This window comes from Paraburkholderia sp. (assembly GCF_047605525.1).
Classification (GTDB): Bacteria; Pseudomonadota; Gammaproteobacteria; order Burkholderiales; family Burkholderiaceae; genus Paraburkholderia.
The window spans coordinates 26,909-40,806 of the sequence record NZ_JASGFN010000032.1; the positions used below are offsets into that span (position 1 = coordinate 26,909).

General features: G+C 65.8%; 12 protein-coding genes. 1 reads left to right on the forward strand and 11 read right to left on the reverse strand.

From position 1 onward, the window contains the following. Positions 1–60: 60 nt before the first annotated feature. From QM685_RS32460 to edd, 4 genes are all read right to left on the reverse strand, one after another. Positions 61–555 carry a gluconokinase gene (locus QM685_RS32460; protein ID WP_415123223.1) on the reverse strand — a complete coding sequence of 165 codons (495 nt, stop codon included), beginning with the start codon at positions 553–555 and terminating at the stop codon, positions 61–63. A 10-nt stretch (positions 556–565) separates the two neighbouring features. Next, positions 566–1,957: a GntP family permease gene (locus tag QM685_RS32465; RefSeq protein ID WP_415123225.1), complete on the reverse strand. Its 1,392-nt coding sequence runs from the start codon at positions 1,955–1,957 to the stop codon at positions 566–568. Positions 1,958–2,211: 254 nt separating this feature from the next. Then, positions 2,212–2,853, reverse strand: a complete 642-nt coding sequence (eda, locus tag QM685_RS32470) for a bifunctional 4-hydroxy-2-oxoglutarate aldolase/2-dehydro-3-deoxy-phosphogluconate aldolase (protein WP_415123227.1) — start codon at positions 2,851–2,853, stop codon at positions 2,212–2,214. 2 nt (positions 2,854–2,855) lie between these two features. After that, complete coding sequence (edd, locus tag QM685_RS32475; protein ID WP_415123229.1) at positions 2,856–4,796, reverse strand: phosphogluconate dehydratase; 1,941 nt, start codon at positions 4,794–4,796, stop codon at positions 2,856–2,858. Between the two features lie 299 nt (positions 4,797–5,095). On the opposite strand from edd, the gene QM685_RS32480 reads away from it, so the two are divergent. Next, positions 5,096–5,941: a MurR/RpiR family transcriptional regulator gene (locus QM685_RS32480; RefSeq protein ID WP_415123231.1), complete on the forward strand. Its 846-nt coding sequence runs from the start codon at positions 5,096–5,098 to the stop codon at positions 5,939–5,941. Positions 5,942–5,995: 54 nt separating this feature from the next. Here QM685_RS32480 and QM685_RS32485 read toward each other — a convergent pair whose 3' ends face one another. The 7 genes from QM685_RS32485 to QM685_RS32515 all read right to left on the reverse strand — a co-directional run bounded on the left by QM685_RS32485 (position 5,996) and on the right by QM685_RS32515 (position 13,859). Beyond that, positions 5,996–6,412, reverse strand: coding sequence for a CopD family protein (locus QM685_RS32485; protein WP_415123233.1), 417 nt, complete (start codon positions 6,410–6,412; stop codon positions 5,996–5,998). A 34-nt stretch (positions 6,413–6,446) separates the two neighbouring features. Further along, positions 6,447–7,718, reverse strand: a complete 1,272-nt coding sequence (locus tag QM685_RS32490) for a glutamate-5-semialdehyde dehydrogenase (protein WP_415123235.1) — start codon at positions 7,716–7,718, stop codon at positions 6,447–6,449. A 320-nt stretch (positions 7,719–8,038) separates the two neighbouring features. Continuing rightward, positions 8,039–9,166 carry a DNA polymerase III subunit delta gene (holA, locus tag QM685_RS32495; RefSeq protein ID WP_415123237.1) on the reverse strand — a complete coding sequence of 376 codons (1,128 nt, stop codon included), beginning with the start codon at positions 9,164–9,166 and terminating at the stop codon, positions 8,039–8,041. Positions 9,167–9,246: 80 nt separating this feature from the next. After that, a complete protein-coding gene (lptE, locus tag QM685_RS32500; RefSeq protein WP_415123239.1) occupies positions 9,247–9,798 on the reverse strand; it encodes an LPS assembly lipoprotein LptE in 552 nt (183 codons plus the stop codon). An 80-nt stretch (positions 9,799–9,878) separates the two neighbouring features. Beyond that, positions 9,879–12,470, reverse strand: a complete 2,592-nt coding sequence (gene leuS / locus QM685_RS32505; RefSeq protein ID WP_415123241.1) for a leucine--tRNA ligase — start codon at positions 12,468–12,470, stop codon at positions 9,879–9,881. 161 nt (positions 12,471–12,631) lie between these two features. Continuing rightward, positions 12,632–13,063 (reverse strand): ExbD/TolR family protein, encoded by a 432-nt coding sequence (locus tag QM685_RS32510; RefSeq protein ID WP_415123243.1) that lies wholly within the window; start codon positions 13,061–13,063, stop codon positions 12,632–12,634. A 73-nt stretch (positions 13,064–13,136) separates the two neighbouring features. Continuing rightward, on the reverse strand, positions 13,137–13,859 hold the full coding sequence (locus QM685_RS32515) for a MotA/TolQ/ExbB proton channel family protein (RefSeq protein ID WP_415123245.1): 723 nt from the start codon (positions 13,857–13,859) through the stop codon (positions 13,137–13,139). Positions 13,860–13,898 lie beyond the last annotated feature (39 nt).

Genomic DNA, 13,898 nt, shown 5'->3' on the forward strand with positions numbered 1-13,898 from the left:
ATAAAAAAAGCCGCTTCAAGCAAGCGGCTTTTTTTCGTCTGTACGCGGACGGCGAATCAATCAACGCTGCCCAATCTGCCTGAGCACGTCGTCGACGATCTCGTCCGGCGTCAGTTCGATGCTGACCGTGATCGCTTCGTCGTCACCCGGCTCCTCGAGCGTATCGAGCTGGCTTTGCAGCAGCGACGGATCGAAGAAATGCCCGGTGCGATGCCCCAGACGCTCGGCAAGCACCTCGCGCGACCCCTTCAGATAAACGAAGCAGACGTCCCGGTCGCCGGCGCGCAGGACATCGCGATACGAGCGCTTCAGCGACGAGCACGTGAACACCGCCGTCTCGGCCGCCCTCTGCTTTTCCTCGATCGCCGCGCGGATCGTTTTCAGCCACGGCCAGCGGTCTTCGTCGGTGAGCGGGATGCCGTGGTGCATCTTCTCCTTGTTGGCGGCGCTGTGGAACGCGTCGCCGTCGGTGAACGTGCAATGCAGGCGCACGGCCAGCATTTCGCCAATCTTCGTCTTGCCGGCGCCCGATACGCCCATTGCGATCAGAATCATCTGAAACTCCTTACAGGACCGCCGCGAGCGCGAAGGTCAGGCCCAGCCCCATCAGCGAGATGATGGTTTCGAGCAGCGACCACGTCTTGAAGGTCTGCCCCACCGTCATGCCGAAATATTCCTTGATGAGCCAGAAACCGCCGTCGTTCACGTGCGAGAAAATCAGCGAGCCCGAGCCGGTCGCGAGCACCAGCAGCTCCGGGCGGACCTGCACCGCGCCCGCCGCCGCGATCGGCGCGACGATGCCGCAGGCGGTGGTCATCGCGACCGTCGCCGAACCGGTCGCGAGGCGGATCATCGCCGCGACGAGCCAGCCGAACAGCAGCGGCGACAGGTGCGCGACGTTCGCCGCATTGACGATTTCCTTCGAAATGCCGCTGTCCATCAGCACGCGGCCGAAACCGCCGCCCGCGCCGACGATCAGCGTAATGCCCGCGATCGGCGCCAGACACTCGCCGCAGAACTTCTGGATCTGCTCGCGATTGAAGCCCCGGCTCGCGCCGAAGGTCCAGAAGCTGACGAGCACGGCCGTCAACAGCGCGACGTCGGTGTTGCCGAAGAAGCGCAGCAGGTCGTTCGGCAGCGTCTTCGGCGTCGAGACCAGATCGGCCCAACTGCCGATCAGCATCAGGATCACCGGCAGCAGCACCGTGAACAGCGTGACGCCGAAGCCCGGCAGGTCGCGCTGCTTCTTGCCGGCGCCGGCTATCGCGCCGTTGCCGTTTTGCTCTTCGTCGGCGAGGAATTGCGCGGCGAGCGCGTTTTCCTCCGGCAGCTTCACGTAGCGGCTCACCAGCAACGCGAACAGCGGACCGGCGACGATCGCGCACGGAATGCCGACGATCAGACCGTACGCGATCGTCCGGCCGATATCGGCGTGATATGCCTGCACCGCGAGCATCGCGGCCGGGTGCGGCGGCAGCAGACCGTGCACGACGGACAGACCCGCGACCATCGGCAGGCCGACCAGCAGCAGCGATTTATTGGTGCGGCGCGCCACGTTGAACGCGATCGGAATCAGCAGCACGAAACCGACCTCGAAGAACACCGGCAAACCGACGATGATCGCGACGAGCATCATCGCCCAGTGGATGTGTTTCTCGCCGAACAGGTTGATCAGCGTGGTGGCGATGCGCTCGGCGCCGCCCGACTCGGCCATCATCTTGCCGAGCATCGTGCCGAGACCGACCACGATCGCAATATGGCCGAGCGTGTTGCCGTTACCGGTTTCGAACGATTTGACGATCGTCTGCATCGGCATGCCGACCGCGAGGCCGAGCAGCAGCGAGACGATGATCAGGACGAGGAACGGATAAACCTTGTAGCGCGTGATCAGCAGGATCAGCAAGGCGATGGCGATCACTGCGTAGACCAGCAGCATGCTGCCGTGGACAGCTTCCATGAAGCTCCTCCTTTACGTTATTGATTTCTGAGTGCGGAACACGGCCAGCACTTCGTCTCACGGCAACCTGCGCGATGCCTGAAAACCCGGCTGGCGGCGCGGTCGCTGAATTTTACTGTCTGTTTACCCAACATGCGCCAGATCCAGCGCCCCTGGCGAGCAAAAAAAGAGTCTCGGCGCGACAGCCGTGAGCGGCTGTATCGACGAGACTCGGGATATCGGACCCGGTACGGTAACGGACGCCGATATCGTTCTTAATGAGCAGGCGCGGCCAGTTGGCTCGCGGCGCGCGCAAGGCGCGTGACTTCGTCCCAGTTCTGCGCGGCGAGCGCGGCCTTCGGCGTGAGCCACGAGCCGCCGACGCAGACCACGTTCGGCAGCGACAGGAAATGCGGCGCCGTTTCAGGCGTGATGCCGCCGGTCGGGCAGAACTTCAGCGTCGGGAACGGGCCGTGGAACGCCTGCAGCATCGGCACGCCGCCCGCCTGCTGCGCCGGGAAGAACTTCACGATCTCGTAGCCGAGTTCGAGCGCCATGATGATGTCCGACGGCGTCATCACGCCCGGCAGCAGCGGCAGGCCCGCGTCCTGCGCCGCCTGGTGCATCTCTTTGGTCAGGCCCGGCGACACGCCGAACTGCGCGCCCGCTTTTTTCGCCTGCAGGCAATGCTCGGGCTTCGTGATCGTGCCGACGCCGACCACGATGTCATCGGCGAGTTCGCACGCGCGCTCGATCGCGCCGATGCCCGCCGGCGTGCGCAGCGTGATTTCCAGCACCTTCACGCCACCCGCGTGCAATGCGCGCGACACGTGTTCGCCCTGCTCGACCGAGTCGAACGCGAGGACCGGAATCACCGGGCCGAGGCGCACGATATCGCTTACTGTTTTCGCCGTCATGGTCAGACTCCTTGTTTCTGCGGCACCGCGCCGGCTTGCGCGGTGCTCGTGTGTTTGTCGCTGTGCTTGTGGCCGTGTTGATGGTGGCTGTCATGGCCATGCGCGCCGCCCTCGCCGACCAGCCGGCCGAACACCGACGCGCCCTGCTCCGCCGGCGCCGCCGCCGCGCGGAGCACGCCGAACAGCTCGCGGCCGAAGCCGACTTCGTTGTCCGCCTGATGCTTCGGCTCGTCGCACTGGCGCGCCGCCCATTCGGCCGCGTCGATCTCGATGTCGAGCACGCCGGCCTCGGCGTCGATCACCAGCATGTCGCCGGTGCGGACCTTGCCGATCGGGCCTTGCAGCAATGCTTCCGGCGACAGGTGAATCACCGCCGGCACCTTGCCCGACGCGCCCGACATGCGGCCGTCGGTCACCAGCGCGACATGGAAACCCTGATCCTGCAACACACCGAGCAGCGGCGTCAAACGATGCAGTTCGGGCATGCCGTTTGCACGCGCGCCCTGGAAGCGCACCACCGCGATGAAGTCACGCTTCAGCTCGCCGTTATCGAACGCTTCCTGCACCGCTTCCTGCGAATCGAACACGATGGCGGGCGCCTTCACCTTGCGATGCTGCGCCGCGACCGCCGAAATCTTGATGACGCCGCGGCCGAGCTTGCCCTGCATCAGACGCAGGCCGCCGTCCGGCTGGAACGGCTCGTTGATACCGCGCAGCACCGCGGTGTCCGCGCTCGCGTCGGCGCCCGCCACCCACTGCAGCTTGCCGTCGATCAGCTTCGGCTCCTCGGTGTAGCGCTTCAGGCCCTTGCCCGCGACGGTGTTCACGTCTTCGTGCAGCAGGCCGCCTTCCAGCAGATTGCGCACGAGGAACGCGACGCCGCCCGCCGCGTGGAAGTGATTGACGTCGGCCTTGCCGTTCGGATAGATCTTCGCGAGCAGCGGCACCGCCTGAGACAGCGTGTCGAAATCGTCCCAGTCGATCACGATGCCCGCCGCGCGCGCAATCGCGACCAGGTGCAGCGTGTGATTGGTCGAGCCGCCGGTCGCCAGCAGCGCGATGATGCCGTTGACGATCGCCTTTTCGTCGACCACATGGCCAATCGGCATGTAGTTGCCGCGCTCGACCGTCATATCGAGCACGCGGCGCGCGGCCTGCGCGGTCAGTGCGTCGCGCAGCGGCGTATGCGGATGCACGAAGGCCGAGCCCGGCAGATGCAGGCCCATTACTTCCATCAGCATCTGGTTGCTGTTCGCGGTGCCGTAGAACGTGCAGGTGCCGTGACCGTGATACGCGGCGGCTTCCGCTTCGAGCAGCGCCTCGCGGCCGCACTGGCCGGTGGCGAACAACTGGCGCGTCTTGGCTTTGTCGTCGTTGGACAGGCCGCTCGCCATCGGGCCGGCCGGCACGAAGATGATCGGCAGATGGCCGAACTGCAGCGCGCCGATCAGCAGGCCCGGCACGATCTTGTCGCAGATGCCGAGGCACAGCGCCGCGTCGAACATGTTGTGCGTCAGCGCGACCGCCGTGCTCATCGCGATCACTTCACGCGAGAACAGTGACAGCTCCATGCCCGCGTTGCCCTGCGTGATGCCGTCGCACATCGCCGGCACGCCGCCCGCGAATTGCGCGACGCCGCCGTTTTCGCGCGCCGCCTGCTTGATGATGTCCGGGTAGTTTTTGTACGGCGCGTGGGCCGACAGCATTTCGTTGTACGAGGACACGATGCCGATGTTCGGCTCGCGGATCTGCTTGATGACGAGCTTGTCGTTGCCCTCGAGGCCCGCGAAACCGTGGGCCAGATTGGCACAGGAGAGCGCGCCGCGCGCCGGGAACTTGCCTTGCGCGTGATGGATGCGCGCCAGATACGCTTCACGGGTGGGCTTGCTGCGCTCGATCACGCGCTGCGTGACCTTCAACAATTGCGAATGCGGGGAAACCATCGGAGCTCCTTCGTCGCTGGCGGTGGGCATACGCATGGCGCCAGGCGGTATCGCGGGGTTGTGTTATCGGACGACGCCAATCTTAGTAGAAAAACTACACGATCGCAATCAAGAATTCTGCTGCAACGCCGCATCGCGCATATCGGCGAATCGCCCTATCTACGGTACTTTCAAGCGTTGCGATGGAAACCCAGGGAATACACTTACTCGCCGAAATGTAGTTTTTGTACCTAGCTTTTGTGCGCCATCGGCCGATCGGATATAGTCCACACGTTCTTCAGCATAGTGCGAGTTTTCCGATGATGCTGTCCCAGGTGGAAGAGATGCGCGACCAGTTGCGCCCGTCCGAGCGCAAGCTGGCCGACTACGTGATCGAGGCACCGCGCGAGGTGCTCGATCTGTCGATGACCGAGGTCGCCGCGCGCGCGGGCGTCAGTCAGCCGACGATCGCGCGGTTCTGTCACGCGCTCGGCTTTTCGGGGTTTCGCGAGTTCAAGATCCGTCTCGCGCAGGGTATCGCCGCGGAAGTGCCCGCCGTCTATCGCGACGTGCGGCCCGACGAGCCGACGCCGGGCGTCGCCGCGAAGGTGCTCGACCGGACCATCGGCGCGCTGATCCAGGTGCGCAACAACCTGTCGTCGGATAGCGTCGCGGCGGCGATCGACATCCTCGCGCGGGCGCGGCGCATCGAGTTCTACGGCGCGGGTGGCTCGGGCATCGCCGCGCTCGACGTGCAGCACAAGTTCTTTCGCCTCGGCATGCCGAGCGTCGCGTATTCGGACCCGCATACGTTCCTGATGTCGGCGGCGCTGCTGGGCGCGGGCGACGTGGTCGTCGCGATCTCGAACACCGGCCGCACGCGCGACATCATCGACGCCGCGAAGGCCGCGCTGCACGCGGGCGCGAAGGTGATCGCGATCACGCATGGCAACTCGCCGCTCGCGCGGCTCGCGACGGTGGGTCTTTTTGCGAACGTCGACGAAGACACCGACATCTTTTCGCCGATGACCTCGCGCGTGTCGCATCTGGCGATCGGTGACATTCTCGCGGTGGGCGTCGCGCTGAGCCGCGGGCCGGATCTGGTGGAAAAGCTTGCGCAGACGAAGGAGGTGATCCACCGGCGGCGGGTGGATTCGCAGGGGTGATGCGGCGATACGTTCAGACGTAAATAAGCGCGCAGGCGCGTCGAAGGCAGCCGCTCAAAACGGCTTGATCACCACCAGCGCGACGGCCGCCAGCATGCCGAGCACCGGCAACTCGTTGAACATCCGGTACCACTTGTCCGAGCGGCGATTCTCGCCGCGCTCGAAGCGCCGCAGCAGCACGCCGCAATAAATGTGATAGATGACCAGCAGCACGACCACGCCGACCTTCGCGTGAATCCACCCCTGTCCGCTGCCGATGCCGATTACGAGCCATAGCCACAACCCGCAGGCGATGGCCGGCACCGCGATGAAGCTCATGAAGCGGAACAGCTTGCGCGCCATGATCAGCAGACGCGCCGTCGCCGCGGGCTCCGTTTCCATCGCCAGATTGACGAAGATGCGCGGCAAATAGAACAGGCCGGCAAACCAGGAGGCAATCAATACGATGTGAAACGTCTTTACCCAAAGCATCGGCGGTCCCTTGTCGTGTGGTGCGGCGAAGCGCTCACTGCCGGCCCTCGCCGTGCCCCAGCACGACGTATTTCAGCGACGTCAGTCCGTCGAGGCCGACCGGGCCGCGCGCGTGCAGCTTGTCGTTCGAGATGCCGATCTCCGCGCCGAGGCCGAACTCGAAGCCGTCCGCGAAACGCGTCGATGCGTTGACCATCACGCTCGCCGAATCGACTTCGCGCAGGAAGCGCATTGCGCGGTCGTGATCTTCGGTGACGATCGCGTCGGTGTGCTGCGAGCTGTATGTGTTGATGTGTTCGATCGCCGCGTCCAGATTGTCGACGACCTTGATCGCGAGCACCGGCGCGAGGTATTCGGTGCGCCAGTCTTCCTCGGTCGCGTCGACGAGCGGACCGACGCCCGCATCGGCGAGTACCGCGCGCGCCGCCGCGTCGACGCGCAGTTCGACGTCCTTGCCGCGATACAGCTTGCCAAGCGGCGGCAGCACTTCCGCCGCGATGCCGCGCGCGACCAGCAGCGTTTCCATCGTGTTGCAGGTGCCGTAGCGGTGCGTTTTCGCGTTGTCGCAAACATTGAGCGCCTTCGCGAGATCCGCGCGATCGTCGACATACACGTGGCAGATGCCGTCGAGATGCTTGATCATCGGCACGCGCGCTTCGTTCATCAGCCGCTCGATCAGGCTCTTGCCGCCGCGCGGCACGATCACGTCGACGTATCCGGTCATCGTGATCAGCTTGCCGACCGCCGCGCGGTCCGGGGTCGCGACCACCTGCACCGCGTCCTGCGGCAGACCGGCCGCCGCGAGCCCTTCGCCGATCAGCTTCGCGAGCGCGGTATTGCATTCGAGCGCCTCGGAGCCGCCGCGCAGGATCGTCGCGTTGCCGGACTTCAGACATAGCGCCGCGGCGTCGATCGTCACGTTCGGGCGCGATTCGTAGATGATGCCGATCACGCCGAGCGGCACGCGCATCTGCCCGACCTGGATGCCGCTCGGCCGGTACTTGAGGTTGCTGATCTCGCCAATCGGATCGGCGAGCGCCGCGACCTGGCGCAAGCCTTCGACCATCGTCTTGAGCGCCTTGTCCGACAGCGTCAGACGATCGATGAACGCGGCGTCGTGACCCTTGTCGCGGGCGCGCTCGAGATCGCGCGCGTTGGCGGCCTTCAGCAAGTCGGCATCGCGCTCGATAGCCTCGGCGACGGCCGCCAGCGCGGCGTTCTTCGCGGCGGTCGACGCACGCGCCATCGCGCGCGAAGCTTGACGGGCGCGCCGGCCGAGGTCGGTCATGTACTGGTCGATATCCATGGTCATTCTCGTGATGCCTCGCACTGTAGTGCGCGATGGTCGGGCGGGATTAGCGAAAGATCGAACGATTGTAAGTCGGGTGCAGGGGCTTTGCTTGCTTACGGGCGCCTGGTGCGCCGCGGTGTCGCGGACTCGCTCATGGATTGCGCGGAGTGCGGCGCACGGACCGGGGGGTCGGAAGCACGCAGCGAGCGGCGGTTGTTGCTTTGCTTGTGCTTTGACTTGCCGCTTCATTTGCCGCCGCGCCCGTCACTTCAACGCCGGCGCGAAACATGAAACGTCATGCCCGGCAAAGCTCACCGCCCTGCCCGCGTCGCGCGTCAGACTGGCCTGCGCGCGGGCACGGCGGCGGAAGCCCGAGGTTGTGGCGGCGGCACTGGCGGCGCTGCCGATGGTCCAGGCGCGGCCACGGTCATCGCGAGTTCGAACAGGCCATCCCACGGATCGGGCGGCGGAGCGTTGCGGTGATTGCCCGGCGTGCCGCCGGACAATCCCTTCACCTGCCGGTCGAGCCGCGCCGCCAGTGCCAGCGCCTTCTCCAGCGCCGCTTCGCTCACGCGCGACAGCGCCGGCCCGATCAGCCGTTCGCGCGGCCCCCACACGCGGTTCTCGCGCGTAAGCATCGCGAGCGGCTTGCCGGCCACAACACCGCGCTTGATCCGCAGCAGCGTGCGCACTTCCTCGACCACGGCCCACAGCACCAGCACAGCGGCCTCGCCTTCGCCGCGCAACCCGTCGAGCATGCGCGCCAACCGGCCGACGTCGCCCGCCAGCATCGCCTCGTTGAGCTTGAACACGTCGTAGCGCGCGACGTTGAGCACCGCATCCTGAATCTGGTCGAAGCTCAGCGAGCCCGACGGATACAGCAGCCCGAGTTTCTGGATTTCCTGATGCGCGGCGAGCAGATTGCCTTCGACGCGCTCGGCGATGAACGCGAGCGCGCGCCGCCCTTCCTCGCCGGCCGCCACGCGCTGGCCCTGGGCCGCGAGCCGCTGCCCGACCCAGTTCGGCAATTGCGCACGCTCGACCGGATCGATCTTCAGCGCGACGCCCGCGTCGGCGAGCGCGGTAAACCACGCCGACTTCTGCGTGGCCGCGTCGAGGCGCGGCAGCGTGATCATCGTCAGCACGTCGTCGTTGACGCCGGCCGCGAGCGCCTTCAATGCGTCCGCGCCTTCCTTGCCCGGTTTGCCCGACGGAATGCGCAGCTCGACGAGCTGGCGGTCGCCGAACAGCGACATCGACTGGCTCGCGCCCAACAGCGAACTCCAGTCGAAACCGCGCTCGACCGTGAACACCGAACGGTCGGTGAAGCCCGCCGCGCGCGCCGCCGCCCGGATGCGGTCGCAGGCTTCCTGCGTGAGCAGGTGCTCGTCGCCGTACACGACGTACAGTCCGGCGAGTCCCTTGGCGAGATGCGCTTCGAGCGCGTCAGGTCGCAGTTGCATGGCTAGCGGTCGGCGGAAAGGATGAAATGCGGGAAATCACGCATGGCGGTCGTGAATAACGCTCATGAATAACCTCGCGCTCACAGCGGCGGCGGCGGCAGCGGCGCGCGCGGCGCAACGCCCGGCACGGCTTCGCCCGGCGCCGGATGAAGCGAGCGCACCACGCCAAGACGGCGGGTCAACTGGTCGATCGCGTCGCTTTCCATGTCGGCGAACAGGATGTCGGACTCGGCGGCCTTCGCCTGCGAGAACTGGTCGCTATAGGTCATCGCGCGGTTCAATGCGATCACGCTCGTGGGGATCAGCACGGTACCGTCCTTGCCGGTCAGCGTGTAGATCATCTGCAGATTCAACTGGTACTCAGCGACGACGCCGAGCGAGTTCAGCGTCAGCGTGTTCTGGTTGCGATTCTGCGTGATCCGCAGGATCGCGTCGGCGTTGGCGGGCGAGTTGACCACCACCGTGTCGCTGCCGCCCTGGATCATGCGCGTGAGCCGCGCGGCGGCGGCCGGGGTTGCGCCGGTCACATACAGGCGCTTGAACGCGTAGTCCTGCTGGCCGCGCAACTGGAAGCCGCAGGCCGATAACATCATTACGCTGCAAGCGAGCGTCAAAAACGATCTGCGAGTCACATTCACTCCCGGTTCGCTGTGGATTCGCGGTGCCGGGGAGCGCAGCGGCGCTCCGTCCGACGGATGATGCGGTGGCAACGTCAAACGACCACGTTCACGAGACGGCCCGGCACCACGATGATCTTCTTCGGCGCCTTGCCCTCGCTGAACTTCGCGACCATTTCGTGCGCGGCCGCGAGCTGCTCGATCGCTTCGCGCGACGCGTCCTTCGCGACCGTCAGCGCGCCGCGCACCTTGCCGTTCACCTGCAGCACGAGTTCGATCTCGGCCTGCTCGAGCGCCTTCTCGTCGACCTTCGGCCACGGCGCGTCGAGCAGCGTGCCGAATTCGTCCGCGTAGCCGAGTTCCTGCCACAACTGGAACGTCTGATGCGGCACGACCGGGTACAGCACGCGCAGCATCACGCCGTAGGTTTCGCGCAGCACGGCCGGCTGGGCGCCCTTCGCGCCGTCGAGCGCGTTGAGCATTTTCATCGCGGCCGACACCACCGTGTTGTACTGCAGACGCTGATAGTCGAAATCGGCCTGCTTCAGCACGGTATAGATCTCGCGGCGCAGCGCCTTGTCGGCGTCGTTCAGTTGCGCGGCGTCGAGCTGGCCGCCCGCGCGCAGCGCGGCTTCATTCGTGTAACCGAAGTTCCACACGCGGCGCAGGAAGCGGCTCGCGCCCTCGACGCCCGAACCCGACCACTCGAGCTGCTGCTCCGGGGGCGCAGCGAACATCACGAACAGACGCGCGGTATCCGCGCCGTGCTGATCGATCAGCATCTGCGGATCGACGCCGTTGTTCTTCGACTTCGACATCTTCTCGACACCGCCGAGCACGACCGGCTGGCCGTCCTCGTTGAGCACCGCGCCGACCGGGCGGCCCTTGTCGTCGAACGACACGGTCACATCCGCCGGGTTGTACCAGGTCTTCTTGCCCGCTTCGTTTTCGCGGTAGTACGTCTCGTTGAGCACCATGCCCTGCGTGAGCAGGTTCTTCGCCGGCTCGCCGAACTTCACGAGGCCGAGGTCGCGCATCACCTTCGCCCAGAAGCGCGAGTACAGCAGATGCAGGATCGCGTGCTCGATGCCGCCGATGTATTGATCCATCGGCGCCCAGTAGTCGGTACGCTCGTCGACCATCGTCTTCGCGTCCGGCGACGCGTAGCGGTAGAAGTACCACGACGAATCGACGAAGGTGTCCATCGTGTCGGTTTCGCGCCTGGCCGCGCCGCCGCATGTCGGGCAGGTGCAGTTCACGAACGCCTCGGACTTCGCGAGCGGATTGCCCGTGCCGTCCGGCACGAGGTCTTCCGGCAGCACGACCGGCAGGTCCTTTTCCGGCACCGGCACGTCGCCGCACGTCGGGCAGTGGATGATCGGGATCGGCGTGCCCCAGTAGCGCTGGCGCGACACGCCCCAGTCACGCAGACGCCACGTGATCTGTTTGTCGCCGAGGCCGAGTTCTTTCAGGTCGGCGGCGATGCGGTCGATCGCCTCGTCATACGAAAGGCCGTCGTACTTGCCGCTGTTGACCAGCGTGCCGGTCTTCTCGCCGTACCACTCCTGCCACGAGTCGGTCGAGAACGGCTTGCCTTCGACCGTCACCACCTGTTTGACCGGCAGACCGTATTTCTTCACGAACGCGAAGTCACGCTCATCGTGCGCCGGCACGCCCATCACCGCGCCTTCGCCATAGCTCATCAGCACGTAGTTGCCGATCCACACCTCGACCTTCTCCTGCGTCAGCGGATGCGTGACGTAGAAGCCGGTGGCCATGCCCTTCTTTTCCATCGTCGCGACGTCGGCTTCGGCGACGCCGCCGCGCTTGCATTCGTCGATGAAGACCTGCAATTCCGGCTTGTCCCGCGCAAGACGCGTGGCGAGCGGATGCTCGGCGGCGATCGCGCAGAACGTGACGCCCATGATCGTGTCGGCGCGCGTCGTGAACACGCGCAGCAGCTTCTGTTCACCGTCGATTTCATACGGGAAGCCGAAGTTCACGCCGAAGCTCTTGCCGATCCAGTTCTGCTGCATGATCTTCACGCGCTCGGGCCAGCCGAGGCCTTCGAGGTCGTTCAGCAGTTCGTCGGCGTACTGCGTGATGCGCATGTAGTACATCGGGATTTCGCGCTTCTCGACGAGCGCGCCCGAGCGCCAGCCGCGCCCGTCGATCACCTGCTCGTTGGCGAGCACGGTCTGGTCGACCGGGTCCCAGTTCACGGTGCCGGTTTTCTTGTACGCGATGCCCTTTTCGAGCATCTTCAGGAACAGCCACTGGTTCCACTTGTAGTAATCGGGGCTGCAGGTCGCGACTTCGCGCGACCAGTCGATCGCGAGGCCCATCGACTGCATCTGCTTCTTCATGTAAGCGATGTTGTCGTAGGTCCACCGCGCGGGCGGGACGTTGTTGGCCATCGCCGCGTTTTCCGCCGGCATGCCGAACGCGTCCCAGCCCATCGGCATCAGCACGTTGTAGCCGTTCATCCGCAGATAGCGGTACATCACGTCGTTGATCGTGTAGTTGCGCACGTGCCCCATGTGCAGCTTGCCCGACGGATACGGCAGCATCGAAACGCAATAGAACTTGGGCTTGTCGGTGGTTTCCGTCGTCTTGTAGGCGTCGATGGCGCGCCATTGTCCTTGCGCGGTGGCTTCGACGTCGGAGGGAACGTATTTTTCGTGCATGGTGTGATGGGATCGCTGGGTTCGGTGCTTTCGCACCGGCCTGGTGCTCTGCGGGATGTTGTTGCGTCGCTTCCCCGTCGGCGGGGAAAGGGCTGATTATACCGTTCGCGCACGGGTGCGCCGCGCGGCGTGGCGGGTGCGCCTGGGGGCCGGGCGCCCTCTCAGTGCTGCGCCGCGGGCGGCGGCGAGTCCGTCACGAAGCCGATGCGCTCCAGTCCCGCCTGCTGCGCGGCGCCCATCACCTGCGCGATGACCTCGTAACGCGTCGAGCGCTCCGCGCGCAGCTGGATGTCCGGCTGGTCCGCCTGCTTGCCGGCCTCGGTGAACCGCGCGCGCATCTGCGCGAGCGTGATCGGCTGGCTGTTCCAGTACAGCCGGCCGGCCGCGTCGATGGAAAGCGCGATGGTCTGCGGGGTCTGACGCGCGGGCGCCGCCGCGACCTTCGGCAGATCGAGCCGGATCGCGTGCGAGAACAGCGGCGCCGTAATGATGAAAATGACGAGCAGCACGAGCATCACGTCGATCAGCGGCGTCATGTTGATCTCGGCCATCGGCGCGGCCGTCTGCTTCTTCTCGAGTCCGCCGAATGCCATCTCGCCTCCTTGCGTCTGAGCTATGCCGGGCCTCGCTGCCCTTCCTGAACCGCTTTCAGGTGTGCGCGGCGCGTCAGCGGTGCGTCTCGTGAGCCGAAGCCTGCTGTACGCGCGCCGGCGCCTGGGTTTGTTCGGCAGGTCCGCACACGTACGCGTGCAGATCGTGCGCGAAACCGTCGAGCTCTTCCGATAATTGCCGCACGAGACGCCCCAGCACGTTGTACGCAAGCACCGCCGGAATCGCGACCACGAGGCCGAATGCGGTCATGATGAGCGCCTCGCCGACGGGGCCCGCGACGTTCTCGATCTGCGCCTGGCCGCTCGCCGCGATGCTGCCGAGCGCATGATAGATGCCCCATACGGTGCCGAGCAGGCCGACGAACGGCGCCGTGCTGCCGACCGACGCGAGCAGCACCTGGCCGAACTCGAGCCGCCGCTGCGACGCGTTGAGCGCCTGGCGCAACGCCCGCAGCACGCGTTCGCTTCGCTCGACGCGCGCGAGCAGCGCGCCCGGAATATCCACCTCGGCCGCGTGCAGCGCCGCCTCGGCAAGCGGCGCGAACACGCGCTCGCGGTCCGCGCGGCGCAGCACCGCGACGCCTTCGGCGAGCGTCGGCGCCTGCCAGAACCGCGCGATCGCCCGTGTGGCCTGGCGCTTCGCGCGCGTGAGAATCCAGCTCTTGACGATCAGAAAGCACCAGCTCGCAATCGACATGGCCAGCAGCACATACGCGACGCCATGCGTGATCGCGTCGCTCGTTTGCAGGTAATGGATGATGCCGCTGCTGCCTGCCATCTGACCTCGCCGTGGGAAAGTGACTTCAGGAGGGCGCGC

Bases quoted from the DNA above. Each gene is read 5' to 3' on its own strand.
- QM685_RS32460 (WP_415123223.1), bottom strand. From the start codon at position 555: ATGATTCTGATCGCAATGGGCGTATCGGGCGCCGGCAAGACGAAGATT.
- QM685_RS32465 (WP_415123225.1), bottom strand. From the start codon at position 1,957: ATGGAAGCTGTCCACGGCAGCATGCTGCTGGTCTACGCAGTGATCGCC.
- eda (WP_415123227.1), bottom strand. From the start codon at position 2,853: ATGACGGCGAAAACAGTAAGCGATATCGTGCGCCTCGGCCCGGTGATT.
- edd (WP_415123229.1), bottom strand. From the start codon at position 4,796: ATGGTTTCCCCGCATTCGCAATTGTTGAAGGTCACGCAGCGCGTGATC.
- QM685_RS32480 (WP_415123231.1), top strand. From the start codon at position 5,096: ATGATGCTGTCCCAGGTGGAAGAGATGCGCGACCAGTTGCGCCCGTCC.
- QM685_RS32485 (WP_415123233.1), bottom strand. From the start codon at position 6,412: ATGCTTTGGGTAAAGACGTTTCACATCGTATTGATTGCCTCCTGGTTT.
- QM685_RS32490 (WP_415123235.1), bottom strand. From the start codon at position 7,718: ATGGATATCGACCAGTACATGACCGACCTCGGCCGGCGCGCCCGTCAA.
- holA (WP_415123237.1), bottom strand. From the start codon at position 9,166: ATGCAACTGCGACCTGACGCGCTCGAAGCGCATCTCGCCAAGGGACTC.
- leuS (WP_415123241.1), bottom strand. From the start codon at position 12,470: ATGCACGAAAAATACGTTCCCTCCGACGTCGAAGCCACCGCGCAAGGA.
- QM685_RS32510 (WP_415123243.1), bottom strand. From the start codon at position 13,063: ATGGCATTCGGCGGACTCGAGAAGAAGCAGACGGCCGCGCCGATGGCC.
- QM685_RS32515 (WP_415123245.1), bottom strand. From the start codon at position 13,859: ATGGCAGGCAGCAGCGGCATCATCCATTACCTGCAAACGAGCGACGCG.